This window comes from Leptothrix ochracea (assembly GCF_041083635.1).
GTDB classification, from domain to species: Bacteria; Pseudomonadota; Gammaproteobacteria; order Burkholderiales; family Burkholderiaceae_C; genus Sphaerotilus; species Sphaerotilus ochraceus.
Genome location: NZ_JBFPHB010000013.1, coordinates 106,780 through 131,139, shown reverse-complemented (window position 1 = coordinate 131,139; position 24,360 = coordinate 106,780). Strand labels below are relative to the sequence as shown.

The window sequence follows — 24,360 nt, the reverse complement described above, 5'->3', positions numbered from 1 at the left end:
TCGATACGGTGCTGGCCTTGCCCGAGGACACCCGCTTGATGGTGCTGGCTCCGGTGGTGCGTGGGCGCAAGGGCGAATTCGTCGAGATGTTCCAGAGCTTGCAAGCGCAGGGCTATGTGCGTTTTCGCATCGATGGCCAGATCGTCGAAGCCAGCGATCTGCCCGCCCTGAAGAAAACCGAAAAGCACGACATCGATGTCGTGATCGACCGCCTCAAGGTTCGCCCCCAAGCCCAGCAGCGTTTGGCCGAGAGTTTCGAAGCTGCCTTGCGCTTGGCCGAAGGCCGCGCCCTGATGCTGGACATGGACGCCACAGCGGCCGCGCCAGCGCCGGTGGAGCAGTGGTTTTCCAGCCGTTACGCCTGCCCGGTGTGCGATTACGCCTTGGCTGAGCTGGAGCCGCGCTTGTTTTCCTTCAACTCCCCCGCCGGGGCTTGCCCGAGCTGCGAAGGCTTGGGCTTGGTGACGGTGTTTGACGCCGAGCGGGTGGTGCCGTTCCCGTCGCTGAGCCTGGCCAGCGGTGCGGTCAAGGGCTGGGATCGGCGCAATCCCTACACCTTCTCGCTGCTTGAAAGCGTGGCCGCGCATTACGGCTTTGATCTGGACGTGCCGTGGGAGGCGCTGGACCCCGCCCATCAGCACGTGCTGCTGCACGGCTCGGGCAGCCAAGACATCGACTTTGTCTACCGCGCTGAAGGCGTGCAGGGCCGCAAGCGCGAGGTGAAGAAGTCGCATCCGTTTGAAGGCATCTTGCCCAACTTCGAGCGCCGCTGGCGCGAGACCGATTCGGCGGCGGTGCGCGAAGACTTGGCGCGCTACCAAATGGCGCGGCCCTGCGCTGCCTGCGAAGGCACCCGGCTGCGGCGCGAGGCGCGCCATGTCTTCTTGCCCCATGGAGGCCATGCTTCCGAGGCTGCGCCAGCGCCCACCTCGCCCGGCCAGCCGATTTATGCCTTGGAGCATCTGCCGCTGGCGGCTTGCCTCGACTACTTCGAGCGCGTGCAACTCAGCGGGGCCAAGCGCGACATCGCTGACAAGGTGATCCGCGAGATCCGCTCGCGCTTGCGCTTTCTGAACGACGTCGGCCTGAACTACCTGAGCTTGGACCGCAGCGCCGACACGCTCTCGGGCGGCGAGGCGCAGCGCATCCGGCTGGCGAGCCAGATCGGTTCGGGGCTGACGGGGGTGATGTACGTGCTCGACGAGCCCTCCATCGGCCTGCATCAGCGCGACAACGAACGCCTCATCGGCACCTTGAAACACCTGCGCAATCTGGGCAACTCGGTGCTGGTGGTCGAGCACGACGAGGACATGATCCGCACCGCCGATCACGTCATCGACATGGGGCCGGGCGCGGGCGTGCACGGCGGCCATGTGGTGGCTGAGGGCACCTGCGCCGACATCATGGCGGTGCCTGAGTCGCTCACCGGCGCGTACCTTGGCCGGCGCTTGCGCATCCAAGGCCCGGCGCAGCGCCGGCCATGGCGCGTTGATCAGCCGGTGCTGGGCATCGTCAACGCCAGCGGCAACAACCTGCGCGGCGTCTCGGTCGAGATCCCGGTGGGCTTGTTTACGTGCGTGACGGGTGTGTCCGGTTCGGGCAAGAGCACCTTGGTGAACGACACGCTCTACGCCGCCGTGGCGCGCAAGATCTACCAAAGCCACCTGGAGCCCGCCCCGCACGACGAGATCACCGGCCTAGAGGCCTTCGACAAGGTCATCAACGTCGATCAAAGCCCGATTGGGCGCACCCCGCGCTCGAACCCAGCCACCTACACGGGCCTGTTCACCCCGATCCGCGAGCTGTTTGCCGAAGTGCCGATGGCGCGCGAGCGCGGCTACGGGCCGGGGCGTTTCAGCTTCAACGTGGCGGGTGGGCGTTGCGAAGCCTGCCAAGGCGACGGCGTGCTGCGGGTTGAGATGCACTTCTTGCCCGACGTCTACGTGCCGTGCGATATCTGCCACGGTCAGCGCTACAACCGCGAAACGCTGGAAGTGCTCTACAAGGGCCGCAACATCGCCCAAGTGCTCGACCTGACCGTGGAAGACGCCTACGCCTTTTTCTCGGCAGTGCCCGCTTTGGCGCGTAAGCTGCAAACCTTGCTTGATGTGGGCTTGGGCTACATCCGGTTGGGCCAATCCGCCACCACGCTCTCGGGCGGCGAGGCGCAGCGCATCAAGCTGGCGCTGGAACTCTCCAAACGCGACACCGGCCGCACGCTCTACATCCTTGACGAGCCGACCACCGGCCTGCATTTCCACGACATCGGCATGCTGCTCAAGGTGCTGCATCAGCTCTGCGAAGCGGGCAACACCATCGTGGTGATCGAGCACAACCTTGACGTGATCCGCACCGCCGACTGGCTCATCGACATGGGCCCCGAAGGCGGCTCCGGCGGCGGCCTGCTCCTCATCGCCGGCACCCCCGAAACCGTCGCCGCCTGCCCTGAGAGCCACACGGGGCGGTATTTGGCGGGGATGATGGGATAGCCCAATCCCCCCGGCCCCCTTTTTCAAAGGGGGAGAAAAACCACGTGGCTTTGGCAAAGGGGGCGATTACAGCCTATTCTTGCGGCCCTGATTCACCGATTCCTTCGCTCGAACCGTCCTGCTCCATGACCACCACGACACCCTCCACCTCATCTTCCACCCCCGACTACTCCCATGCGATCCAAGCCCTGAAGGTGGCGGGGTGGTGTTTTGCGGTTTCCACTTTGGGTCTTGGCGTGGGCTTGGCGACCTTGGATGACGACGGTCTGAAGGGGCTGACCTATGGCGCTTTTGGTGTGATGGTGGTGGCTGGGATGGCCGCGCATATCTTGGCGGTGGTGGGTTGGTTTCGGATGCCCAAGCGCGCCTCAGGGGCATCCTGAATCGATAGAATGCGCCCCTTATCTTTTTATACCTTTGGGGGTATTTCATGAAACGCACCTTCTCTCCCGTTGCTTCCGTCTGTTCCGCCGTTTTGGCCGCTGGCCTTTTTTTTGGCGCGTATCCATCAGCCTACGCTGATGAACCGGCGACCATGGAAGCGGAATCGCGCCAAGTGGCGCAGGATCTGCTCAAGCAGCTCGGCGGCACGTTGAAGGCACAGATCGCGGCCAGTGGTCCGGAATCGGCCGTGCCGGTGTGTCGTGATGTGGCCCCAAAGCTGGCCGGTCAGGCCTCGCTGGCCAAGGGCTGGAAGGTGGCGCGCGTGGGGACTCGCACGCGTAACTCGTTGCTTGGCATGCCGGATGCATGGGAGCAAGAAGTGCTGGCCCGCTTTCAACAGCGTCTGGCAGCGGGTGAAAAGCTGGAGTCGATGGAGTTTTCCCAAGTGGTGCAAGAGCCTGCTGGGGGCAGCAGCTTTCGCTACATGAAGGCCATCGGTATGCAGCAGCAGTGCGTGGCCTGCCACGGCCCGCAAGATCAGATCGCGCCGGGCATGAAGGCGATGCTCGATCAGAACTACCCGCACGACCAAGCCACGGGCTATACCCCGGGTCAGTTGCGCGGTGCCGTGACCATCAAACGGCCCATCTAAGCCGGGCTGTGACGCGGGCATACGACAATGGCGGCTGTTTTGACTGACGGACTGCCTCACCATGTCGTTGCCTCCTCCCTCTCCCGATGTTTTGTTGGCGCCTGCTTCAGAAGGGTGGGTGCCCGGACAGCCTGATCCGCAGTGGATCAAGTTGATGCACATCGGCTTGGCGCCGTTTGTGCTGTGCGTCTTGCTGCTGTTCATCGTGCGCGGCGAGGCCATCTTGGCAGTGGAGCATCTGCTGGCCATCTATGCCGCTGTGACGGTTTCGTTTCTGGGCGGTATCCATTGGGGCTTGGGCATGCACAGCACGCCGCCGCAGCGCAAGATTTTTGTGCGCAGTGCCATCTTGGTGGCGGTCACTTGGATCGCCGGGCTCATGCCCCCGCATGCCGGGCTGGTGATCCAAGGGGTGCTGTTTATTGCCAGCTACATGATCGACCGCAAGGTCTACCCAGCGCATGGCCTCTCAGCGTGGCTGATGCTGCGGTTCCGCTGGACAGCAGTCAGTTCGCTGTGCTGTTTCTTGGCGGCGGCGCAGATCTGATCCGGGGGCTCTATGGTCGTGCGTTACAGCGTGGATGCGACGGATACCGCTGCGCATCAGTTTCACGTCACTTTGGAGCTGGACGCGGCACCGCCCACGCAGCGCTTGAGCTTGCCGGTGTGGATTCCCGGCAGTTACTTGGTGCGCGAGTTCGCCCGTCATGTCTCGGGTTTGCAGGCTTGGCGGGGGGGGCGTTCGGTGGCGGTGGTGCAGCTCGACAAATGCACTTGGGAGGTTCAAGACCTTCAGCCGGAAAGCCCCGAGGACCCAACGCTTGAACCGCTACGGGTGAGCTGGTCGGTCTACGCCTTGGACGCTTCGGTGCGCACCGCATGGCTCGATAGCGAGCGGGGGTTTTTCAACGGCACGAGTCTTTTCTTGGCCTGTGAAGGTTTGGAAGATCGAACGCACCGTGTGCATATCACCGGCTTGCCCGAAGGGTGGGAGATCGCCACGGCGATGACCACTGCGGACGCTCCGGCGCGCTTTGTGGCGGCCAACTATGACGAGCTGATCGACCATCCCTTTGAACTTGGCACCTTCTGGCGCGGGCATTTTGAAGTGGGCGGTCGGCCGCACGAGTTGGTGATCAGCGGCGCGTGGCCCTTGGCGGATCACGAACGTTTGTTGGCCCAGACCCAGCAGATTTGCGCGACGCAGATTCGTTTTTGGCACGGCGAGGGCGAAGGGGCGTCTTTGCCGCCGTTCGAGCGCTACGTCTTTTTGCTGCGCTTGGTGCATGAGGGCTACGGCGGGTTGGAGCACCGCGCCAGCACGGCGTTGATCGCCAGCCGGGCCGACATGCCCCGGCGTGACGAGGTGGGTGCCAGCATCCAAGGGCCTGGCGCGCTCAGCGACGGTCATCTGACCTTGCTCGGGCTGATCAGCCACGAGTATTTCCACACGTGGAACGTCAAGCGCATCCGCCCGCCCGAATTCGCGCCTTACGACTTGGGGCGCGAGAACTACACCGAGCTGCTGTGGTTCTTTGAGGGCTTTACCTCGTACTACGACGACTTGATGTTGCTGCGCGCTGGCTTGATCGATGTGCCGCGTTATTTGGGGTTGGTGAGCAAGACGATCCGCCAAGTGCTCGATACGCCGGGACGCAAGGTCCAAAGCTTGGCGCAATCGAGCTTTGACGCCTGGGTCAAGTACTACCGACCCGACGAAAACACCGTCAACGCCACCGTCAGCTACTACACCAAGGGGGCGTTGGTGGCGCTGGCGCTGGATTTGCGTTTGCGTGGGTTGCGTGGGTCGTCGGCCTCTGAAAGCTCGCTTGATCGTGTCATGCAAGCTTTGTGGCAGCGCAGCCAAAGCGGCCCGATCACCGAGGCGATCTTGCTGGCCTTGGTGGCCGAGCACGCCGGTGCCGAGCGATCGGCCGAGGTGTGTGCCGAGCTGCTCAGCTGGGTGCACGGCACCGAAGACCTGCCGCTGCCCGACTTGCTCCAAGCCGTCGGTGTGGCGTGGCAGGAAGACACCGCCTTGCTGCCGCAGCGCTTGGGCCTGCGCTTGCAGGAAACGCCCACGGGCATCAAGGTGCAGGCGGTGCTGCGCGCTGGGGCGGGTGAGGCGGCGGGCTTGTCGGCCGGCGATGAATGGCTGGCGCTGGACGGTTGGCGCCTCTTGAAGCTGGTGGAGGCGGCGCAGCTCGGCGCGGCCGAGCGTGCGCTGCCGCTGCTGGTGGCGCGCGACCGGCGCTTGCTGAGTCTGACCTTGCCCGCCACACCCAAGGCCACCACTGTCAGCTTGAAGCTGTTGGATGCGTCCTTGTTGACCGCTTGGTTGGGCGTGGCGTGAGCCGGTGGGGTGGGCGGCGCGCTGGGCTGCTGCTGGCGCTGCTGGTTGGCGTGATCGGGTTGCATATCGGCGGGCTGGGCGAGATCAGCGCGCAGCTCGACGCCGCCCGCTTTGCCACTGCGCCCAAGCCCGCCATGCAGCGCATGCAAGCCACCTATGCCCGCAGCGTGTTGCCCACGGCCGCTCCTGCCCCCGTAGCGCATGCACCGGCACCTTTGGCGAAGAAAAAGCGCCACCCTGCGCCGGAAGTGGCCTTGGCCGCTGCGGCTGCGGCGGCTGCTTCTGCGGCTTCAGAGCCAGCTTCGGCGGTGCCTGTCGAGGTGGCGGCCTCGGCCGAAGAGACTTTGGCGGTGGCCGCCTCAGCGCCCGAGGTGGCATCGTCCAGCGTGAGCGTGGCTGAAGCGCCGCCAGCCTCGACCCCTGTATTCACGTGGCCGGTCTCGACCAAGATCAGCTACACGCTGCTGGGCAACTATCGCGGGCCAGTCGAAGGCCAAGCCCAAGTGGAGTGGCTGCGCCAAGGCGCGCGCTATCAAGTCCATCTGGATGTCAGCATCGGTCCGCCCTTTGCGCCCTTGGCCAGTCGCCGGGTCAGCAGCCAAGGGTTGATCGACGCCACCGGCTTGGTGCCGCAGCTCTATGAGCAAGAAACCCGCGTGCTGATGGGCGGCCCGCGCTTGGCCACGATCCGCTTTGAGCCCGACGGCATCACCTTGGCCAACGGTCGGCATGAGGCGCCCAAAGCCGAGATTCAAGACACCGCCAGCCAGTTCATTCAGCTGGTTTACCTCTTCACCACCCACGCCGAACTGCATACCGAAGGGGCTCAAGTGGCGTTGCCGCTGGCGCTGCCGCACCGTGTGGATCGCTGGGTGTACGACGTGGGGGGCGCTGAACCCCAAGAAACCTCGGTGGGGGTGATCGAGGCGTTGCATCTCAAACCGCGTAGGCTGGCCGATCCGGGCGACATCACGGTCGAGATGTGGCTGGCGCCGACACTGCACTGGTTCCCGGTCCATATCCGGATGAGACAAGATACCGAGACTTATCTCGATTTGATCTTGGCCAAGTGGCCCGAACAATCGGGGCCATGATTGGTCAGACCGCTTTTTTCCAAGGAGTACGAACTTGACGCAGACCTTTGAAACCATCCGTGTTGAAACCCGTGGCGAGGGCGCCTTGCGCCAAGGCTGGATCACGCTGGACCGGCCGAAGCAACTCAACGCCCTCAACGACACCTTGATGGACGAGATGGGCGCAGCCTTGCTGGCCTTGGACGCCGACCCCGGCATCGGCTGCATCGTGCTCACCGGCAGCGAAAAAGCTTTCGCCGCTGGGGCCGATATTTCGATGATGGCGCCCTTCGATTTCGCCACCGCCTACACGCAAGGGCTGATCTCGCGCAACTGGGACACCCTGCGCCAAGTGCGCAAGCCCATCATCGCGGCGGTGTCGGGCTTTGCCTTGGGCGGCGGCTGTGAAGTGGCGATGGCTTGCGATGTGATCATCGCCGCCGACAACGCCAAGTTTGGTCAGCCCGAAATCAAGCTCGGCATCATCCCCGGCGCGGGCGGCACGCAGCGTTTGCCGCGTGCAGTTGGCAAGGCCAAGGCGATGGACTTGGTGCTGACGGCGCGCATGATGGACGCCCAAGAGGCTGAGCGCGCTGGGTTGGTCTCCCGCGTGGTGCCTTTTGAGCGGCTGCACGCCGAAGTCGAGCAAGCCGCCAGCGCCATCTGCGCCAACTCGCTGCCCAGCATCTTGGCGGCCAAGGAATGCGTCAATCGCGCCTTTGAAGCGCCGCTCAGCGAAGGCTTGCTCTACGAGCGCCGCATGTTCCACGCGCTGTTCTCGACCGCCGATCAAAAAGAAGGCATGGCGGCTTTCCTTGAAAAGCGCAAGCCGGTGTTCCAACAACGTTGAAAGGATCTCACCATGGGGACCGCTCTGATTCGTCTGACCGTGCTTGCTGGGGTCTTGGTCGTATCTGGCGCATCTAGCCTGTCTGGCGTTTGGGCGGCCGAAGGGGCTGGCCCAGCGTTGGGTGTGACCGCCTTGAGCGGTGATCAGCAAGCCGCGATGCTGGCCGATCACAACCGCTGGCGGGCCAAAGTGGGGGTGCCCGATCTGCGCTGGGCCGACGATCTGGCCCAGTCTTCCGCGCAGTGGGCCGCCAAGCTGCTCAAAGGCCAGCGTTGCACCATGGTGCATAGCCAGTGGCCGGGTTTGGGTGAAAACCTGTACTGGGCCAGTCCGCTGATGGGCTCTGACGGCTCGGTGGCCATCCAAACCATCAGCACGGCGCGGGCCGTCGATGCTTGGGGCCACGAGGACGCCAACTACGACCTCGCGACCAACACTTGCCAACCCGGCAAGGTCTGCGGTCACTACACCCAGCTGGTTTGGAAAACCACCCAAGAAGTGGGCTGTGCCAAACACATCTGCCCGGCCAGCGATCAAGTCTGGGTTTGCCAATACCGCCCAGCAGGCAACGTGGTCGGAGAGCGGCCTTATTGATCCTGTTCGCCTTGTTCACCCCTTCGACGCTCAGCTTGTCGAAGGGCCAGTGACTCAAACTCGGTCAGTGGCAGAGGGCGGCTGAACAGATAGCCTTGGTACACCAGACAACCTGCATCAAAAAGGAAATCGCGCTGCTCCTGGGTCTCGACACCCTCGGCAATCACGTCCAAATCTAGGCTTCGGGATAAGTTGACGATGGTTCGGGCAATGACCGCGTTGCTGGGGTCGGTCAGCACATCGTCCACAAAAGATTTGTCAATCTTGAGCTGATCCAGAGGCAGTCTTTTCAGATAAGCCAGCGATGAATACCCGGTTCCAAAATCGTCCAGAGAAAACTGGATGCCGACCTGCTTCAGGGTGTTCATCTTGCCGATGATGTCGTCTGTGCTGTTGAGCAAAAGGCTTTCAGTCAGCTCCAGTTTCAGCTTGTCAGCTCTGGCGCCGCTGGTCTTGATGGCCGTGAGGACCAGGTCCACAAAATGGGGCAGATGAAACTGGCTGGCGCTGACATTGATGGCCAAGGTGATGCTGGCGGTGGCTGGGTGCTTGGCCCAGCGCGCCAGTTGTCTGCATGCAGACTCCAAGACCCACTGCCCCATGGGCATGATCAATCGGGTTTCTTCTGCAACAGCGATGAACATGCCGGGCATCACCAAGCCGTCTTCAGGGTGTTGCCAGCGGATCAAGGCCTCCGCACCGATGATGCGGCCCGTGGCATCCACCTGCATTTGGTAATGCAGCAAGAATTCGTTGTTTTCGAGGGCCCGGTGCAGATCGAATTCCAGCTTGGCGCGCACCGCGACCGCTGCTTGCATCCCAAGATCAAAAAAACGCTTGGTGTTGCGACCCTCGGCCTTGGCTTGGTACATGGCTGTGTCTGCACGCTTGAGCAAGTCCTCCGCCGTCATGGGCTCTGCCCGGAATAGAGCGATGCCGATGCTTGACGTGCCGTGGTGCGTGACCTGTGTCAGTTTGCCCGATGCTTGGGGCGCTGTTTGTGGCACGGCCAGAAGATAAGGTTCACCAAGGCGGGCCAGCAGCTTGTCGCTGATGCGCTCTGCGTGGATCGCTGCCTGCTCGCCTTCGTCGCCATCATCGAGGTGTTCAAGAATCACGACAAACTCATCGCCGCCCAAGCGTGACACGCTATCGCCAACCCCTATGCATGATTGCAGGCGTTGGGCGACTTCGATCAGCAACTGATCGCCGACATGGTGGCCCAAGGTGTCGTTGAGGGACTTGAAGTTGTCGAGATCAATCATCAGCACCGCGCCATGACGATGGCTGCGCGCGCTGTTGTTCAGCGCCTGACTCAGACGATCAAGCATCAGGCGCCGGTTGGGGAGGTCGGTGAGTGAGTCGTAAAAAGCCAAGTGCTCGATTTGCTCTGCCGAGGTTTTCCGTTCCGTGATGTCGTGGGTGACGGACAGCATGCACGGCTTGCCGCCCATGTCCAAGATCTGGGCTGAGACGAGCGCGGTGATCGACTTGCCGTGCATGGATAAAAACTCGGCCTCGAAACCCTCGCATTGCCCCTGATCGGTCATGGCTTGAAGCAAGGCCGTGCGATGCGCCGGGTTGCGCCAAATGCCGATGTCTGTGGCGGTTTTGCCGATCACGTCTTCCCGCTCCCAGCCAAACAGACGCGAGAATCCGTCGTTGACATCCAAATAACGCCCTTCGGGGAAGCTGGTGAGGGTCAGCGCATCTGGGCTGGTGCGGAACAACGTCTTGTAGCGTTCGTTGCTTTCCTCCAGCTCCCTGGTTCTCTCCCGGACCCGTTCTTCCAGGGATCGGCTGTAGGCCTGCTTGGCGCGCTCGGCGGCGTGTTCTGCACTGACGTCGCGAAACACCAGAACGACCCCGTGAAGGCGGCCATCGGCATCACGAATCGGTGCTGCGCTGTCGGTAATCGGGCGTTCATGACCATCGGCGGCAACCAAGACGTGATGGATGATTTTGAACACCTCATCGATGGGTCGCCCGAGCGCTTGTGAGAGTGACCAGCCCGTCAGTTGCTCGGCCACCGGATTCATGCGTGTCACCCGAGCCTCCACGTCTGTGGCGATCACGCCATCACCAATCGAATTCAGGGTGGTCGAGAGACTTTGCTCGCTCGCTGCCGCAGCGCGCCGACTCGCTTCACTTTGATGCATTTGGCGGAGGATGAAGACAAAGACTGAGGTCAACAAGGCGGCAAGCATGATGCCCGCCGCTGGCCCAAAGTACCTCATGGATTGCTGGGCCTGCCGACTGCTTTCTAAGCGCACGCCCAGCCACTGGCGTTCCTCGGTCTCCATGTCGTGCAGCAGTTGATGAAGTCGGTCGCGCGTTGCTTTGAGAGGCATCGTGGCGGCAAGCAGCGTGGCCGCTTCCACGCCCTGAGTCTTGCGGGCTGCCTCAATCCTTTTAGAGATGGCGATGCGCTCGTCGATGACATGGCGGAGCGCCATCCAGCGTGACTGCTGCGCGGGGTTGTCGGCCGTCAGGTCTTTGATTTGACTCAGAAGCACTTCTCTTGCCGCGATGGCCTGATCGCGCTCGACCAGCCTGGCGGTCTCACCTGTCACCCGAAAATTCTGGGTGCTGATTTCGACTTGAAGTGTTTCTTCGCCGAGGCGTGCGAGGTTCGCCAGAACTTCTTGGCTGTGTGCCACCCACAGCACGGAGGCACGTGCGTCGGTCGCCACGTGCCATGTGGCGATCAAGAGCCCACCCACGACCAGCATGGCAGCGAGAAACGATGCCCATACCCTGAATTCGAAGCGATTGAGGGTCAGTCTGAACATGGTTCCTCAGTTGGCCATCGCCCTGCTGAGCATCACGCCTTGCTTTCTTCTTACTTACCCGCCAGCGCCGCCAAACGTTTTTCCAATTCGGCGGCGGGCATGGCACCGGGGGAGCGGCTGCCGTCTTCAAAGATGATGGCCGGGGTGCCGTTGATGTGGTGTTTTTGCGCCAAGGCGGTGTTGCGCTCAATGGCGGTGCTGTCGCACTTGCCCATCATGCGTGGCGGGGTGCTGCCTTTGACCATCCAATCACGCCAGACGGTGGTGTTGTCCTTGGCACACCAGATGGCTTCGGATTTTTCCTTCGAGTCGCCGCCCAAGATGGGAATGATGAAGGTGTAGACCGTCAGGTCTTTGACGTTTTGCAGATCGCGCTCGAACTTTTTGCAGTAGCCGCAGTTTGGGTCGGCAAAGACAGCGATGCGGCGCTTGCCGGTGCCTGTTTTCCAGACCACCGCGTCCTTGAGGGGCAGGGCGGCAAAGTCGATGGCGGTGAGCTTTTCAACCCGTTCCTCGGTCAGGTTGCGTTTGGAGCTGGTGTCGATCAGCGCGCCTTGGATCAGGAAGTTGCCTTTGGCGTCGCTGTACATCACCTCGGTGCCGATACGCACTTCCCACAAGCCGGCCATCGGGGTGGCGCGCACTTCGTCGATTTTTGGCAGGCTGGCGAAGCGTTCACCCAAGGTTTTGCGGATCTCAGCCTCATCGGCATGAACGGCGCTGAACGACAAAGCGATCAGGGTGGCGGTGAGCAGGCGTTTGAACATGAACGACTTTCGACGTTGAGCTTTTCAGGAAGGGGTGTCGCTGGCCATGGCTTGGGTGACCAGCCAGCGTTTGAGCGTCGGCATCTTATTGAGCAGGCTCATGCCTTGGTTGCGCAAGGCTCTTACCGGATCTTCAGGGCGTGAGAAAAGTTGCCAAAGGCCGTCTGAAACCCCGCTGACGCTGCGCACATGCCAGGCGCGTTCACGCACATGGCGGCGCAGCAAGCGTTCATCGCCCAGCGAGCGCCACGCTTCTTCGCGGCGCGCTTGGCCAAGAATTCGCGCCAAGCTGCTGACATCGGCCAGCCCCAGATTCAGCCCTTGACCGGCCAGCGGGTGGACTTGGTGGGCGGCGTCGCCCAGCAGCACCCAGCCCGGGCCGCAGCAGGGCTCAGCGCGGGCCGCTGCCAAGGGCCAGACCAAGCGCTCGGAGCCTAGGCGCAGGCGGCCTGCCTCAGGGCCACAGGCATCGTTGAGCGCGGCTTCGAAGTCCTCGGGGCTGAGCGCGGCGCGGGCCAGGGCGTCTTCATGCGGCATCGACCAGACCAAGCCGAAGGAGGCATTCGAGACGGGGCGATCAAAGGGCAGCAGGGCGAGGATTTCGGGGTTGCGGAACCACTGATGCGCCACGCCTTGATGGGGCGCGTCGCTGACGATGCGCGCGGCCAAAGCGCTGTGGCCGTAGGCGTCGCGCTTGAACGTCACGCCGTGGGCCGCGCGGGCGGCGGAGTTTTTGCCTTCGCAGATCGCTTGCAAGGGCGCCTCCACCGGCTGGGCCACGCGCTGCACATGCGGGGCGTAAAGCAGCGCTTGGGCCAGACCGGCGTCCAAGGCTTGGGCGTCCACGATCCAAGCCAACGCCGATTCACGTTGCTGCCAAGCCGAGAACTCAAGCTCGCCGCCCGCATCACCATGGATGCGCATGGCGTCCACGGCGGTGGCCGCGTCCACCGGCAACGCATCCCAGACGCGCAGCGAGCGCAGCAAGGCGACCGAGCCGGCGTTGAGGGCGTAGGTGCGCACGTCCTCGGTCGGCGCAGCGGCGGCCGTCGTGGTCGTGAGGGCGGTGGAGATGCCTTGGCGCGCCAAGGCCAAAGCCAAGCTGGCGGCGACGGGGCCGGTGCCGAGAATACAGACGTCTGGAGCGTTCATGGTCTGGATTGTAGGGATGTGGGCCGGGTGGCCGCCTACAATCCCGCTCTTTTGCCGAGACCACGCCATGAGCCTCAAATGCGGCATCGTGGGTCTGCCCAATGTGGGCAAGTCCACGCTCTTTAATGCACTGACCAAGGCCGGTATCGCGGCCGAGAACTACCCGTTCTGCACCATCGAGCCCAACGTGGGCATCGTCGAGCTGCCGGACCCGCGCTTGCAGAAGCTGGCCGAGATCATCACGCCCGAACGCATCGTCCCAGCCATCGTCGAATTCGTCGATATCGCTGGTTTGGTGGCCGGGGCGTCGAAGGGGGAAGGCTTGGGCAACCAGTTCCTGAGCCACATCCGTGAAACCGACGCCATCGTCAACGTGGTGCGCTGTTTCGAAGACGACAACGTCATCCACGTGGCGGGCAAGGTCGATCCAATCGCCGACATCGAAGTGATCCAAACCGAGCTTTGCTTGGCCGATCTCGGCACCGTCGAGAAAAGCTTGCACCGCTACAACAAGGCGGCGCGTTCGGGCAACGACAAGGAAGCTGCTGCCTTGGTCAAGGTCTTGGAAAAGTGCCAAGCCGCGCTTGACCAAGCCCAGCCGGTGCGCTCGATCGATTTCAGCAAGGAAGAGCTGGTGATCTTGAAGCCGCTGTGCCTCATCACCGCCAAGCCCGCCATGTTTGTCGGCAACGTCTCCGAGACCGGCTTCGAGAACAACCCGTTCCTCGACCGCTTGAAGGACTTTGCCGCCAAGCAAAAGGCCCCGGTGGTGGCGATCTGCGCCAAGACCGAAGCTGAACTGGCGGAAATGGACGACGACGACCGCGCGATGTTCTTGGCTGAAATGGGCCAAGACGAACCCGGCCTGAACCGCCTGATCCGCTCGGCTTTCAAGCTCTTGGGCCTGCAAACCTACTTCACCGCCGGTGTGAAGGAAGTGCGCGCTTGGACGATCCACATCGGTGACACCGCCCCGAACGCCGCCGGCGTGATCCACACTGATTTCGAACGCGGCTTCATCCGCGCCCAAACCATCGCCTTTGACGACTTCATCGCCTACAAGGGTGAACAAGGCGCCAAAGACGCCGGCAAGATGCGCGCCGAAGGCAAGGAATACATCGTCAAGGACGGCGACGTGTTGAACTTCTTGTTCAACGTGTGATGTTCAAGGGCTGATGCCCCTCTGATTGGGGGCATATACTTGGACATATACTTGGCAGAACTCATCCAAAGAGTCTCTGCCATGTCGCAAATCACCCTTTATCTCGACGACGCCACCCAAGCCTTGGTGGATCAGGCGGCTGCTGCCCATGGTGTGTCCAAAAGCCGTTGGGTGGCGGACATCATTCGTAAATACGCTGCCCATGAATGGCCCCAAGACTGCTTGGATTTGGCTGGGCGTTTTGCGGATTTCCCCTTGTGCCACGAGAGCCAAGCACCGTCGCCTGCCGATGTGTCGCGCTTGGGGTTTTGAGGGGCGGTCATGCTGATTTTGGATAGCAACACCATCAGCTACTACTTCCGGGGCGACCCGCAGGTGGTGCCGCGTTTGCAAGCTTTGCGCCCTGCCGATCTGGGCGTGCCCGCCGTCGTTGAATACGAACTGCGCTATGGGCTGCTGCGCTTGCCGCAAGAGGCCGCTGCCCCGCGTTTGGCGGCACTGGCGCAATTGCTGCGGCCTATGCAGATGCTGCCGTTTGATAGCGAATGTGCGGCCCACGCCGCCCGCATTCGCGTTGCGCTTGAGGCCGCCGGTACGCCCATTGGCCCGCACGATACGTTGATTGCCGCCACAGCTTTGCGCCATCAAGCCACGCTAGTGACACGTAATGTGCGCGAGTTTTCTCGGGTGCCGGGCTTGTTGTGGCTGAATTGGCACGCAGTTTGATGGGCACCACCACCCAAGCCTGATCACGGACTGCACGAAGGAGCTGCATACGGCCGGGGATGCTGGCAAGATGCGCGCCTAGTGCAGGGAATGCGTTGCCAAAGAGGTGATGTGTTACTTCCTTGTTATATAAATAACTCACTTCGTTCATCTGCTTAGGCAGGAGTGCATCATGCCCATCGGTCGTCACCGCATCCCCACGCCCGGGAGCTATCGGCTACCCGCTGACGACACCCCTTTTGAGCCCACGGGCATGTCTTTGTTGGTGGATGACGCCCACTTGCCGACCCAAGTGATGGGGCTGGAAGATCGCTTGGAGGTGGAGAAGCCGCAGCAGCCCCTACCCACGGCTCCTGGGCATCTGGCCGGTTCGGAAGATTCCGGCAAGCGCTACTTTCGGGCTCCACCCGAGGTGCTGCATCCGGACGCCCAAGCGTGGCTGCATCACGTGCCCGTGCCGGTGCGCCCGATCCTGACGGCGCGCCGCTATCCCCACGTCGCCAATCGGCTGGCGCTTTACTGGAACAACCAGAATCACCTGGCCGATTACTTCGAGGAGCTGTTGGTCAGCTCCCGTCCCGGCCGCCGGGGCTTTCCGCCTGAAGTGCTGGACGAGCTGGTCAGCTTGCTCGGTTTTGTCGAGAAGCAGCGCGGCCGCTGGCGCTGAGGCGGCATTTGCTCTGAGACGATGCTTTTAAAAGCGCTCTGCCCAGCGATCCCAGAAACCGGGTTCGTCGTGGTGGGCGTTGCGCATGGCTGGAGGCCAGCCGCAGTAGCCAAAGCGCCACCGCTGGGTCTTTCATGGAGCCGTCCGGGTGCTCAAAGAAATCCAGAATTTCGCGGCACCGTGGGTTCTGGGGCTCGTAGGGCAGATCGATGTAGATCTGCCCGGCATAACTCGCCATCACCCCTTCATCTGCGACATCCCCGCATGCCTGCCACGCCACGCCGTGGGCCGTGAGAAAGTCGATCACCCGCTGCCGCGCAGCCTCGCGCAACTCCTGCGCTTGCGGTTGAAACGACACCTTCAGCACATCGCGCTGCTTGCGCCGCGCAATCGCATCAATGGGTTCGATGAGCAGGGTCATGGGTGCAATGCCTCCCTCACATACTGCGCCGATACTGCCCGCCCACTTCGAACAGGGCGTGGGTGATTTGGCCGAGTGAGCAGACGCGCACGGCGTCGATCAGGACGTCGAAGACGTTGTGGTTGTCGATGACGGCTTGTTGCAGGCGTTGGAGTTGGGCGGGGGCGGCATCGGCGTGGCGGGTGTGGAAGTCGGCCAAGCGGGCGAGCTGGCTTTGTTTTTCGGCGTCGGTGGAGCGTGCCAGCTCGATGGACTCGGGCACCGGGTCGCCGTGCGGTGAGCGGAAGGTGTTGACGCCGATGATGGGGTACTCGCCGGTGTGCTTTTGCATCTCGTAGTGCATCGATTCTTCCTGAATCTTCGAGCGCTGATAGCCGGTTTCCATCGCCCCCAGCACACCGCCCCGGTCGGCGATCTTTTCGAACTCGGCCAGCACCGCTTCTTCGACCAATTCGGTCAGCTCGTCGATGATGAACGCGCCTTGGTTGGGGTTCTCGTTTTTCGCCAAGCCCCATTCGCGGTTGATGATGAGCTGAATCGCCATGGCGCGGCGCACCGAGTCTTCGGTCGGCGTGGTGATGGCTTCGTCAAAGGCGTTGGTGTGCAGCGAATTGCAGTTGTCGTAGACCGCGATCAGCGCTTGCAAGGTGGTGCGGATGTCGTTGAACTGGATCTCCTGCGCGTGCAAGGAGCGGCCGCTGGTCTGGATGTGATATTTGAGTTTTTGGCTGCGATCGTTGGCACCGTACTTGTCGCGCATCGCTACCGCCCAGATGCGCCGGGCCACGCGGCCAAGCACGGTGTATTCCGGGTCCATGCCGTTGGAGAAGAAGAAGCTCAGGTTCGGCGCGAAGTCGTCGATGTGCATGCCGCGCGCAAGGTAGGCCTCCACGAACGTGAAGCCGTTGGAGAGCGTGAAGGCGAGCTGGCTGATCGGGTTCGCTCCGGCTTCAGCGATGTGATAGCCGCTGATCGAGACCGAGTAGAAATTGCGCACGTCGTGGCGCACGAAGTAGTCGGCAATGTCGCCCATCACCTTCAAAGAAAACTCGGTTGAGAAGATGCAGGTGTTTTGACCTTGGTCCTCTTTGAGGATGTCGGCCTGCACCGTGCCGCGCACGTTGGCCAGCACCCAGGTTTTGATCTTTTGCGCTTCATCCCCGGTCGGCGCCCGGCCGTTGTCGCGTTGGAAGGTGTCGAGCTGCTGATCGATGGCGGTGTTCATGAACATCGCCAAGAGCGTGGGCGCTGGGCCGTTGATGGTCATGCTCACGCTGGTGGTGGGCGAGCACAGATCAAAGCCGTCGTAGAGCACTTTCAAGTCGTCGAGGGTGGCGATCGAGACGCCCGAGTTGCCGACCTTGCCGTAGATGTCTGGGCGTGGATCGGGGTCGAAGCCGTAGAGCGTGACCGAGTCAAAGGCGGTCGAAAGCCGTTTGGCCGGCAGGCCTTCCGAGACCAGTTTGAAGCGCCGATTGGTACGGAAGGCGTCGCCTTCGCCAGCAAACATGCGGGTCGGATCTTCGCCTTCGCGCTTGAAGGCGAACACACCAGCGGTGTAGGGGAAGCTGCCGGGCACGTTGTCGAGCATCAGCCATGAGAGCCGTTCACCGTGGTCTTCGTAGCGCGGCAAAGCGACTTTGCGGATCTTGTTGCCGCTCAAGGTGGTGTGGACGAGGTTGGTGCGCAGTTCTTTGTCGCGGATCTTCACCACGTACTCGTCGCCCGCGTAGGCTTTGACCATGTCGGGCCATTGATCGAGCAGCTTTTTGGCAGGGGCCGTCAGCGTGGCCTCGCGCTGCTCGGCCAGCGCGGTCAGTGCATCGACGCCGCGATGTTTGTCCGGGTTGGCGAGCTTGAGCATCCGGGCGCTGGCGCGCAGTTGCTGGATCTCGCGCGCCAGCTGCGCTTGCTGGCGCACCCGGGCTTTGTAGCCGCGCACGCTGTCTGAAATTTCGGCCAGATAGCGCGTGCGGCTGGCTGGGACGATGGGGGTTTGGTGGGTGCTGTGCCGGGTGTTGACGCGTGGCAAGCGGCCTGCGCCGAGCGGCAGGCCCAGCTCAATGAGACGGCCTTTGAGCGCTTGGTAAAGCGCGGTCACGCCGTCGTCGTTGAAGCGGCTGGCCATGGTGCCGAAAACCGGCATCTGATCGGGCATGACGGTGAAGGCTTCGCGGTTGCGCTGCACCTGCTTGGCCACATCGCGCAGCGCGTCCAAGCTGCCCTTGCGGTCGAACTTGTTGATGGCGACGAACTCGGCAAAGTCGAGCATGTCGATTTTTTCAAGCTGGCTGGCCGCGCCGAACTCGGGCGTCATCACATACATCGGTACATCGACCAGCGGCACGATGGCGGCGTCGCCTTGGCCGATGCCGGAGGTCTCGACGATGATCAGATCAAAGCCTGCGGCCTTGCATGCCGCCAGGACCTCGGGCAGGGCGGCTGAGACTTCGGAGCCGGTGTCGCGTGTGGCCAAGCTGCGCATGTAGACCCGGGGGCCTTGACGCCACGGGCTGATGGCGTTCATGCGGATGCGGTCGCCGAGCAGCGCGCCGCCGCTTTTGCGCCTTGAGGGGTCGATGCTGATCAGGGCGATGTTGAGCGCGTCGTCTTGATCCAGCCGAATGCGCCGGATCAGCTCGTCGGTCAGGCTCGATTTGCCGGCCCCGCCGGTGCCGGTGATGCCGATCACGGGGATGCGGCTGCCTTGGGCCACCGCTTGGACCGAGGCGCGCACGGCCGGATCGGCTTGGCCGTTTTCAAGGGCGGTGATCAGCTGGGCCAAGGCGCGCCAAGCCGTCGGGCCGTGGCCTTGCAGCGCTTCAATCTCTTGGGGCGCATAGGGCGAGAGATCAAGGTCGCAGCGTTGCACCATCTCACCGATCATGCCGGCCAAGCCCATGCGCTGACCGTCTTCGGGGCTGTAGATGCGCACGCCCACGCCCGCCAACTCGCGGATTTCCGCCGGCACGATCACGCCACCGCCGCCGCCAAAGACTTGGATATGGCCGCCACCGCGCGCTTGCAGCAACTCGACCATGTACTTGAAATACTCGACGTGTCCGCCTTGGTACGAGCTGACTGCGATGCCTTGGACGTCTTCTTGCAGCGCAGCGGTAACCACGTCATCGACCGAGCGGTTGTGGCCCAAGTGGATCACCTCCGCACCCATGCCTTGCAGGATGCGCCGCATGATGTTGATGGCGGCGTCGTGGCCGTCGAACAAGCTGGCAGCGGTGACGAAACGAACTTTGTGGGTCGGAGACTGAGGCGAAACAGCGCTAGGCGAAGCAGTCATGGGCCATCCTGTGGAAAAGAAAAAGCTGCGTGATTTTAGGTGACGTTTACGTAAACGTTATGCGGGGATCCCTACCTTTCAGTTCCCTTATCGGCGGCCCTGATTCATCGCTCATCCATGGGTGGGTGGGTATTTTTTGGAGAAAAGTGTGATGAAATCCTCGTTTAATGGCTTGTAGGTCTTGCATATCTTGCGTGTCCTTGCTAGCCAAAAGCAAGACAAGCGCCATAAGCAAGACGGGTACTCAGGGAGCCCATACCAGCCAAGCGAAGGAATGCCTTGAAAGTCTTGATCAAGACCGAGGCCGGTCAGACCGAAATGATGCTCAGACAGCGCGGCCTGTCTCAGCGCCATCGCACCATGTTGATCTTGGTCGATGGCAAGCGCACTTACAGCCAAGTGCTCGACTTGGCCGCCCAAGTGGGGGTGCCCAAAGCCTATTTGGATGAGCTGCGCGAATTGGGTTTGGTGACGGTGGCTGTGAGTCATCACGGACGCAGCAAGTTGCCCGCCAAAACCGACGCAGTCCCCGAGCCCAAACCATCCATTTGGCAAGGGGAGGCGTATCCGTTGCCAGGCGATGACGACACCATCGGTATGGGGCTGGCGCTGACCAACAGCGAAATGGCGGCGCTTGATGTCAGCGATACCGTGATCTCTCAGGCGCGTGCTTGCATGCTCCAAGCGCTGCGTCTGCAAGCGCCGATCATGGGGGCCGTGACGATGCTGCGGGTGCGGCGTGCGCGTCATGCCAGTGCCTTGCGGGCTTTGCTCACCGAGGTCCATGGCAAGATTGCCGGCGCGCACGAGCGCAGCGAGGCCACGTTGTTGTTGCGACGGGCCTTGACCTTGCTGGCCTGAACCGGGCCAGTTCGCTGGCTTCTTTCAGGTTCGCCCATGAGTTTTCTTGTCATTGACATCGGTAATACCCGCCTCAAATGGGCCACTTACAGCGCGCCTGATCCGCAAGCGACGCTGCTGCGACACGGCGCCGTGTTCCTAGAAACCATCGATGACTTGAGTGAGCGCGAATGGCAGGATCTGTCCGCACCCACCGGCGTTTTGGGCTGTGCCGTGGCGGGTGACAATGTGCGCCGTCGCGTGGAGGATCAGCTCGAAATCTGGGATCTGGAGCCGCATTGGGTGGCCTCAGAAGCCTCGGCCGGTGGGGTGAGCAACGGCTATGACCATCCGGTGCGTTTGGGCTCAGACCGTTGGGTGGCGATGGTGGGGGCGCGGCATCGCTTGCTGATGCGCGGTGAGCGCTGTCCGGCTTTGGTGGTGATGGTGGGCACCGCCGTGACGGTGGATGCCCTTGATGCAGACGGGCACTTCTTAGGGGGGCTGATCCTGCCGGGCTTTGGGCTGATGCTCAAAGCGCTGGAGATGGGCACCGCTGGCCTGAAGGTACCGACGGGGGAGTTGTGTCACTTTCCGACCAACACCAGCGATGCGCTCATGAGCGGCGGTGCATGGGCCATCGCTGGCGCCATTGATCGCATGTACGCCCATGTCCAGACGCGTTGCGGCCAAGCGCCGGCGCTCTTTATGAGTGGGGGTGCGGCGGTCAAACTGGCACCCATGACCGGACTGCCTTTTGAGATGGTTGACACTCTCATCTTTGAAGGCCTCCTGAAGCTGGCTTCTGAGCGGCAGTATGTTTTTAAACCTTCCATGAATTGATCCAACGATGCTGTACCTGCGCTGGGCTCTGACCCTGACTCTGGCTTGCGTGTTGGCTTGGTGGCGGACCTCGGATCAACCTGTTGCGCCCCTGGCCCGTTTAGCGGCTCCGCCGAGTGCGGCGGCTTCGGCTCCGCCTTGCGTGACATGGGCCGAGGGGGGGCTGACTTTGCCCACTGCTGAGGTGGCGCAGCATCACGCTGTCAGCACCTTGGCGTTACCGAACGGCGGCATGCTGGCGTTTTGGTTTGCCGGCTCGCGTGAAGGGGCCACGGACGTGGCTTTATTGCGCTCCCAATTCGACGGGCGGGGGTGGTCTGCGGCCCAAGCGGTGCTGACGCCCAAGCTGCTGTCGCAAAAACTGGGGCGCACGGTGCGCAAGCTCGGCAACCCGAGTGTTTGGCTGGACGCCCAAGGGCAGCTGCACATGGCGGTGGTCAACGTGACGTTGGGGGGCTGGGCCATGTCGCGCATCGCCCATCTAAGTTCGGCCGATTTGGGGTTGACCTTTGATCGTGCCCAAGACTGGATCACCAGCCCGTGGTTGAACATCTCAACGTTGGTGCGTAGCCCACCGTTACCGTTGTCGGATGGCAGTTTCTTGCTGCCGGCCTATCACGAGCTGGCCATCAAGCGCCCTGAATTGCTGCACATCTCGGCCGATGGGCGCTTGCTGTCCAAGCGTCGGATGGCCTTTGAATTGCAGCTTCTACAGCCCGCTTTGGCCACGGGGGTTGATCCGAACCATGTGCTGGCTGTGCTGCGCAGTGCCAGCGCCCGCGATCCTTGGATTCATCAACAGGAGTCAAGCGATGGCGGTCTGACGTGGACCAACCCGCATCCGTTGAGCTTGCCCAATCCGGATGCGTATGTCGCGCTGGCTTCTTGGCCGCAGCAGCGCCTTTGGCTGATGGTCTACAACCCCGAAACCACCACCCGCAAGCGTTTGGCTGTGGCTTGGCGCGCGTGGGATGACCCGGAGGGTGAATGGCACCCCAGCCCGGTTGAAATCAACGAGCCGACCGAAGCGTCCTACCCCAGCTTGGTGGTGCAGGATGGCTACGTCGAAGTGCTCTATACCCAAAATCGTCAGGCCATCGCCCATCGGCGTTTGCAGGTGTGCCCGGTTCCGGTGGCTCCTGGCGCTGCGGCCTCAAAGTCTGTTGCTTCTGGAGCGCCCTGACATGGGTCCGTTACCCTCCGGCGTCTTTCGGCGTCACCGTGAGCCCTCATCCCTGACCCGCTGGTTGCCCCTGCCCGTGCGCATCGCTGCCACTTGGCTTTTGATGTGGTTGCTGGTCTTGAGTCTGGCCCGGCTGGCTTTTCATGTCGGTTTCGCTCCGGCGGGGGGGGACTGGGCTTCCCTGGGGGCTGCGCTCAAGCTGGGTTTGCGCTTTGATCTGCGTTTGGCGCTGTGGCTGGTCTTGCCGGTGCTCTTGGTGGGCTGGATGCCGCTGCTGGCGCCGTGGTCGCGCATACGCAGCGTGCGCATCGTTTGGCAGATCGCGGTGCTGCTGCTGTCTTTGGCCGTGGTGCTGATTTACATCGTGGATGCGGGGCATTACGCCTATTTGAGCCAGCGCATCAACGCTTCGGTGGTCAATTTCGCCAAGGATGCGCGCACGTCGGCGGGCATGGTGTGGTCCACCTATCCGGTGCTGCGACTTGTGCTGTTGTTGGTGATGTTGGCGGCGGCTCTCACATGGGTCAGCAAGGCGATCTTCCGTCAAGGACTGGCGCCGGCTTGGCCCGGTCAACCCACCACCTTGAGACGCCGGGTGCTGTCGCGCACGCTTTGGACGATCGGTGTGACGCTGGGGGTGCTCTTGGGCATTCACGGCCGCTTTTCGCAATACCCGCTGCGCTGGAGCGACGCCTTCGAGCTGCCCGGTGGGGCCTACAGCGCCAGCCTCGCTTTGAATCCGGTGCTGTCGCTCTACGACACGGCGGCATTTCGCAAGGACAGCCCCGATGTGGCCGCAGTGCGCAAGCACTACCCGCGCATGGCGGCTTACCTCAAAGTCGATCATCCGGATGCCCAAACCCTGGACTTCTCTCGTCAGGGTGTGCCGCGCCCAGGGGCTTTGCCGCATCGGCTCAACGTGGTGGTGGTGATTCTGGAGTCCTATTCGGGCTACAAATCGAGCGTCTTCAACAACCCGCTCGATCCTTCACCCGAGATCGCCAAGCTGGCCAAAGACGGGGTCTTGTTCACCCGCTTGTTCAGTGCGCACGGCGGCACGGCGCGCGGCGTGTTTGCCAGCTTGACCGGCATCCCTGATGTGCAGCTGGGGGACACGTCCAGCCGCGATCAGCAAGCGGTCGATCAGCACCTGATCATGAACACCTTCGACGATCACGCGAAGTGGTACTTCATCGGTGGCAGCACCACGTGGGGCAATGTGCGTGGCTTTCTCAAGCGCAGCTCACCGGATTTGCACATCGTTGAAGAAGGGCAGTTCAAGGCCCCGGTGAGCGATGTTTGGGGGATTTCGGATCACGATTTGTTCAAAGAGACGATTCGCCATCTGCAAGACGCCCAAGCCGGTGGCGACAAGCGGCCGTTCTTTGCGGTGGTGCAAACCGCTGGCAATCATCGGCCCTACACCATCCCGCAGGCCGATTTGGGCCCCCCCGATAAGCCCGGACCTTTTCTGCTGCGCGATGTGCCGGCGGACAAGCTGGCGGCAGCGGGTTTTAGCTCGGTGCTGGAGTTCAACGCCTACCGCTACCTCGACTGGAGCGTGGGGCGCTTTTTTGCGATGGCACGCCAGCAGCCGTGGTTCAACGACACGGTGTTCATGCTCTACGGTGACCACGGCATCATGGGTCAGCCGGGCGCCAACATGCCCAGCTACTTCGGACCGCTCGGGCTGACCAACGGCCACAACATGCTCTTGTTGTATTCGCCGCGTTGGCTCAAACCCAAGCGCCTGGATATGCCGGCCAACCAAGTCGATGTGATGCCGACCTTGGCCGGGCTGTTTGATCAGCCCTATCTCAACACCAGTCTTGGGCGGGATCTGCTCGATCCGCGTTTTGACGCCGATCGTTCGGTCTTTACCTTCATGCCGGAAGTGGGGCTGTTATCCGCCGACCGCTATGTCACGACCGGCGCTGCCGGCCACGGTGGTCGGGCGTGGGCCCTGCAAGAGCCCTTGTTGGAAGTGCCCGTGGCAGCGCGCGAACAAGAGATGCAGCAACTTGCGCAGGCTTGGTATGAGACCGCGCGCTACATGGTCAAACACAATCCGCCCCGTTCCCCTGCGTCACCCGTTGTCGCTCAACCTTGATGTC

The 24,360-nt window shown here is 62.4% G+C and carries 21 protein-coding genes; 16 read left to right on the top strand and 5 right to left on the bottom strand.

The annotated features are described in order from the left end of the window. From uvrA to AB3X39_RS06090, 8 genes are all read left to right on the top strand, one after another. Positions 1 to 2,489 (top strand): excinuclease ABC subunit UvrA (gene uvrA / locus AB3X39_RS06125; protein WP_369416467.1); only part of this gene is annotated, 2,489 nt, incomplete at its 5' end. Positions 2,490 to 2,614: 125 nt separating this feature from the next. After that, entirely contained in the window at positions 2,615 to 2,872 is a 258-nt protein-coding gene (locus AB3X39_RS06120; RefSeq protein ID WP_369416466.1) for a hypothetical protein, read from the top strand. A 47-nt stretch (positions 2,873 to 2,919) separates the two neighbouring features. After that, the gene (locus AB3X39_RS06115; protein WP_369416465.1) at positions 2,920 to 3,525 is read left to right on the top strand and encodes a Tll0287-like domain-containing protein; all 606 of its coding nucleotides are present in this window, start codon (positions 2,920 to 2,922) and stop codon (positions 3,523 to 3,525) included. Between the two features lie 61 nt (positions 3,526 to 3,586). Further along, positions 3,587 to 4,072 carry a DUF3429 domain-containing protein gene (locus AB3X39_RS06110; protein ID WP_369416464.1) on the top strand — a complete coding sequence of 162 codons (486 nt, stop codon included), beginning with the start codon at positions 3,587 to 3,589 and terminating at the stop codon, positions 4,070 to 4,072. A gap of 12 nt (positions 4,073 to 4,084) precedes the next feature. Next, entirely contained in the window at positions 4,085 to 5,878 is a 1,794-nt protein-coding gene (locus AB3X39_RS06105) for a M61 family metallopeptidase (RefSeq protein WP_369416463.1), read from the top strand. Then, positions 5,875 to 6,972 carry a DUF3108 domain-containing protein gene (locus AB3X39_RS06100; RefSeq protein ID WP_369416462.1) on the top strand — a complete coding sequence of 366 codons (1,098 nt, stop codon included), beginning with the start codon at positions 5,875 to 5,877 and terminating at the stop codon, positions 6,970 to 6,972. The genes AB3X39_RS06105 and AB3X39_RS06100 overlap by 4 nt, the downstream gene beginning before the upstream one ends. 34 nt (positions 6,973 to 7,006) lie before the next feature. After that, positions 7,007 to 7,801, top strand: a complete 795-nt coding sequence (locus AB3X39_RS06095) for an enoyl-CoA hydratase (RefSeq protein WP_369416461.1) — start codon at positions 7,007 to 7,009, stop codon at positions 7,799 to 7,801. 12 nt (positions 7,802 to 7,813) lie between these two features. Continuing rightward, on the top strand, positions 7,814 to 8,395 hold the full coding sequence (locus AB3X39_RS06090) for a CAP domain-containing protein (protein ID WP_369416460.1): 582 nt from the start codon (positions 7,814 to 7,816) through the stop codon (positions 8,393 to 8,395). On the opposite strand, the gene AB3X39_RS06085 is transcribed toward AB3X39_RS06090, so the two are convergent. Genes AB3X39_RS06085 through AB3X39_RS06075 form a run of 3 tightly spaced genes read right to left on the bottom strand, consistent with a single transcriptional unit; the run spans position 8,389 to position 13,106 of the window. Further along, positions 8,389 to 11,187, bottom strand: a complete 2,799-nt coding sequence (locus AB3X39_RS06085) for an EAL domain-containing protein (RefSeq protein ID WP_369416459.1) — start codon at positions 11,185 to 11,187, stop codon at positions 8,389 to 8,391. The genes AB3X39_RS06090 and AB3X39_RS06085 overlap by 7 nt on opposite strands. 50 nt (positions 11,188 to 11,237) lie before the next feature. Then, positions 11,238 to 11,954: a DsbC family protein gene (locus AB3X39_RS06080; RefSeq protein WP_369416458.1), complete on the bottom strand. Its 717-nt coding sequence runs from the start codon at positions 11,952 to 11,954 to the stop codon at positions 11,238 to 11,240. Positions 11,955 to 11,978: 24 nt separating this feature from the next. Continuing rightward, on the bottom strand, positions 11,979 to 13,106 hold the full coding sequence (locus AB3X39_RS06075) for an FAD-dependent monooxygenase (RefSeq protein WP_369416457.1): 1,128 nt from the start codon (positions 13,104 to 13,106) through the stop codon (positions 11,979 to 11,981). 67 nt (positions 13,107 to 13,173) lie between these two features. On the opposite strand from AB3X39_RS06075, the gene ychF reads away from it, so the two are divergent. The 4 genes from ychF (at position 13,174) to AB3X39_RS06055 (ending at position 15,661) form a co-directional block, all read left to right on the top strand. Next, on the top strand, positions 13,174 to 14,268 hold the full coding sequence (gene ychF, locus AB3X39_RS06070; protein ID WP_369416456.1) for a redox-regulated ATPase YchF: 1,095 nt from the start codon (positions 13,174 to 13,176) through the stop codon (positions 14,266 to 14,268). A gap of 81 nt (positions 14,269 to 14,349) precedes the next feature. Further along, entirely contained in the window at positions 14,350 to 14,580 is a 231-nt protein-coding gene (locus AB3X39_RS06065; RefSeq protein ID WP_369416455.1) for a ribbon-helix-helix domain-containing protein, read from the top strand. A gap of 9 nt (positions 14,581 to 14,589) precedes the next feature. Continuing rightward, a complete protein-coding gene (locus AB3X39_RS06060) occupies positions 14,590 to 14,994 on the top strand; it encodes a type II toxin-antitoxin system VapC family toxin (RefSeq protein ID WP_369416454.1) in 405 nt (134 codons plus the stop codon). Positions 14,995 to 15,166: 172 nt separating this feature from the next. Then, complete coding sequence (locus AB3X39_RS06055; protein ID WP_369416453.1) at positions 15,167 to 15,661, top strand: hypothetical protein; 495 nt, start codon at positions 15,167 to 15,169, stop codon at positions 15,659 to 15,661. Here AB3X39_RS06055 and AB3X39_RS06050 read toward each other — a convergent pair. Together AB3X39_RS06050 and icmF are read right to left on the bottom strand one after the other, a co-directional pair. After that, positions 15,615 to 16,082: a hypothetical protein gene (locus AB3X39_RS06050; protein ID WP_369416452.1), complete on the bottom strand. Its 468-nt coding sequence runs from the start codon at positions 16,080 to 16,082 to the stop codon at positions 15,615 to 15,617. The two genes, AB3X39_RS06055 and AB3X39_RS06050, sit on opposite strands and share 47 nt — an antisense overlap. A gap of 16 nt (positions 16,083 to 16,098) precedes the next feature. Beyond that, the gene (icmF, locus tag AB3X39_RS06045; protein ID WP_369416451.1) at positions 16,099 to 19,380 is read right to left on the bottom strand and encodes a fused isobutyryl-CoA mutase/GTPase IcmF; all 3,282 of its coding nucleotides are present in this window, start codon (positions 19,378 to 19,380) and stop codon (positions 16,099 to 16,101) included. A 279-nt stretch (positions 19,381 to 19,659) separates the two neighbouring features. Between icmF and AB3X39_RS06040 the strand changes: the two genes are divergently transcribed. Genes AB3X39_RS06040 through AB3X39_RS06025 form a run of 4 tightly spaced genes read left to right on the top strand, consistent with a single transcriptional unit; the run spans position 19,660 to position 24,356 of the window. Further along, on the top strand, positions 19,660 to 20,241 hold the full coding sequence (locus tag AB3X39_RS06040) for a hypothetical protein (protein ID WP_369416450.1): 582 nt from the start codon (positions 19,660 to 19,662) through the stop codon (positions 20,239 to 20,241). A gap of 36 nt (positions 20,242 to 20,277) precedes the next feature. Beyond that, positions 20,278 to 21,063: a type III pantothenate kinase gene (locus AB3X39_RS06035; protein WP_369416449.1), complete on the top strand. Its 786-nt coding sequence runs from the start codon at positions 20,278 to 20,280 to the stop codon at positions 21,061 to 21,063. 7 nt (positions 21,064 to 21,070) lie between these two features. Further along, positions 21,071 to 22,246, top strand: coding sequence for an exo-alpha-sialidase (locus AB3X39_RS06030; RefSeq protein ID WP_369416448.1), 1,176 nt, complete (start codon positions 21,071 to 21,073; stop codon positions 22,244 to 22,246). Position 22,247: 1 nt separating this feature from the next. Continuing rightward, positions 22,248 to 24,356, top strand: coding sequence for an LTA synthase family protein (locus AB3X39_RS06025; RefSeq protein WP_369416447.1), 2,109 nt, complete (start codon positions 22,248 to 22,250; stop codon positions 24,354 to 24,356). The last annotated feature ends 4 nt before the right edge of the window (positions 24,357 to 24,360 follow it).

What these genes read in the sequence shown, in the direction of transcription:
- AB3X39_RS06120 (WP_369416466.1), top strand. Translation starts at nt 2,615, where the DNA reads ATGACCACCACGACACCCTCCACCTCATCTTCCACCCCCGACTACTCC.
- AB3X39_RS06115 (WP_369416465.1), top strand. Translation starts at nt 2,920, where the DNA reads ATGAAACGCACCTTCTCTCCCGTTGCTTCCGTCTGTTCCGCCGTTTTG.
- AB3X39_RS06110 (WP_369416464.1), top strand. Translation starts at nt 3,587, where the DNA reads ATGTCGTTGCCTCCTCCCTCTCCCGATGTTTTGTTGGCGCCTGCTTCA.
- AB3X39_RS06105 (WP_369416463.1), top strand. Translation starts at nt 4,085, where the DNA reads ATGGTCGTGCGTTACAGCGTGGATGCGACGGATACCGCTGCGCATCAG.
- AB3X39_RS06090 (WP_369416460.1), top strand. Translation starts at nt 7,814, where the DNA reads ATGGGGACCGCTCTGATTCGTCTGACCGTGCTTGCTGGGGTCTTGGTC.
- AB3X39_RS06085 (WP_369416459.1), bottom strand. Translation starts at nt 11,187, where the DNA reads ATGTTCAGACTGACCCTCAATCGCTTCGAATTCAGGGTATGGGCATCG.
- AB3X39_RS06080 (WP_369416458.1), bottom strand. Translation starts at nt 11,954, where the DNA reads ATGTTCAAACGCCTGCTCACCGCCACCCTGATCGCTTTGTCGTTCAGC.
- AB3X39_RS06075 (WP_369416457.1), bottom strand. Translation starts at nt 13,106, where the DNA reads ATGAACGCTCCAGACGTCTGTATTCTCGGCACCGGCCCCGTCGCCGCC.
- ychF (WP_369416456.1), top strand. Translation starts at nt 13,174, where the DNA reads ATGAGCCTCAAATGCGGCATCGTGGGTCTGCCCAATGTGGGCAAGTCC.
- AB3X39_RS06065 (WP_369416455.1), top strand. Translation starts at nt 14,350, where the DNA reads ATGTCGCAAATCACCCTTTATCTCGACGACGCCACCCAAGCCTTGGTG.
- AB3X39_RS06060 (WP_369416454.1), top strand. Translation starts at nt 14,590, where the DNA reads ATGCTGATTTTGGATAGCAACACCATCAGCTACTACTTCCGGGGCGAC.
- AB3X39_RS06055 (WP_369416453.1), top strand. Translation starts at nt 15,167, where the DNA reads ATGCCCATCGGTCGTCACCGCATCCCCACGCCCGGGAGCTATCGGCTA.
- AB3X39_RS06050 (WP_369416452.1), bottom strand. Translation starts at nt 16,082, where the DNA reads ATGACCCTGCTCATCGAACCCATTGATGCGATTGCGCGGCGCAAGCAG.
- icmF (WP_369416451.1), bottom strand. Translation starts at nt 19,380, where the DNA reads ATGACTGCTTCGCCTAGCGCTGTTTCGCCTCAGTCTCCGACCCACAAA.
- AB3X39_RS06035 (WP_369416449.1), top strand. Translation starts at nt 20,278, where the DNA reads ATGAGTTTTCTTGTCATTGACATCGGTAATACCCGCCTCAAATGGGCC.
- AB3X39_RS06030 (WP_369416448.1), top strand. Translation starts at nt 21,071, where the DNA reads ATGCTGTACCTGCGCTGGGCTCTGACCCTGACTCTGGCTTGCGTGTTG.
- AB3X39_RS06025 (WP_369416447.1), top strand. Translation starts at nt 22,248, where the DNA reads ATGGGTCCGTTACCCTCCGGCGTCTTTCGGCGTCACCGTGAGCCCTCA.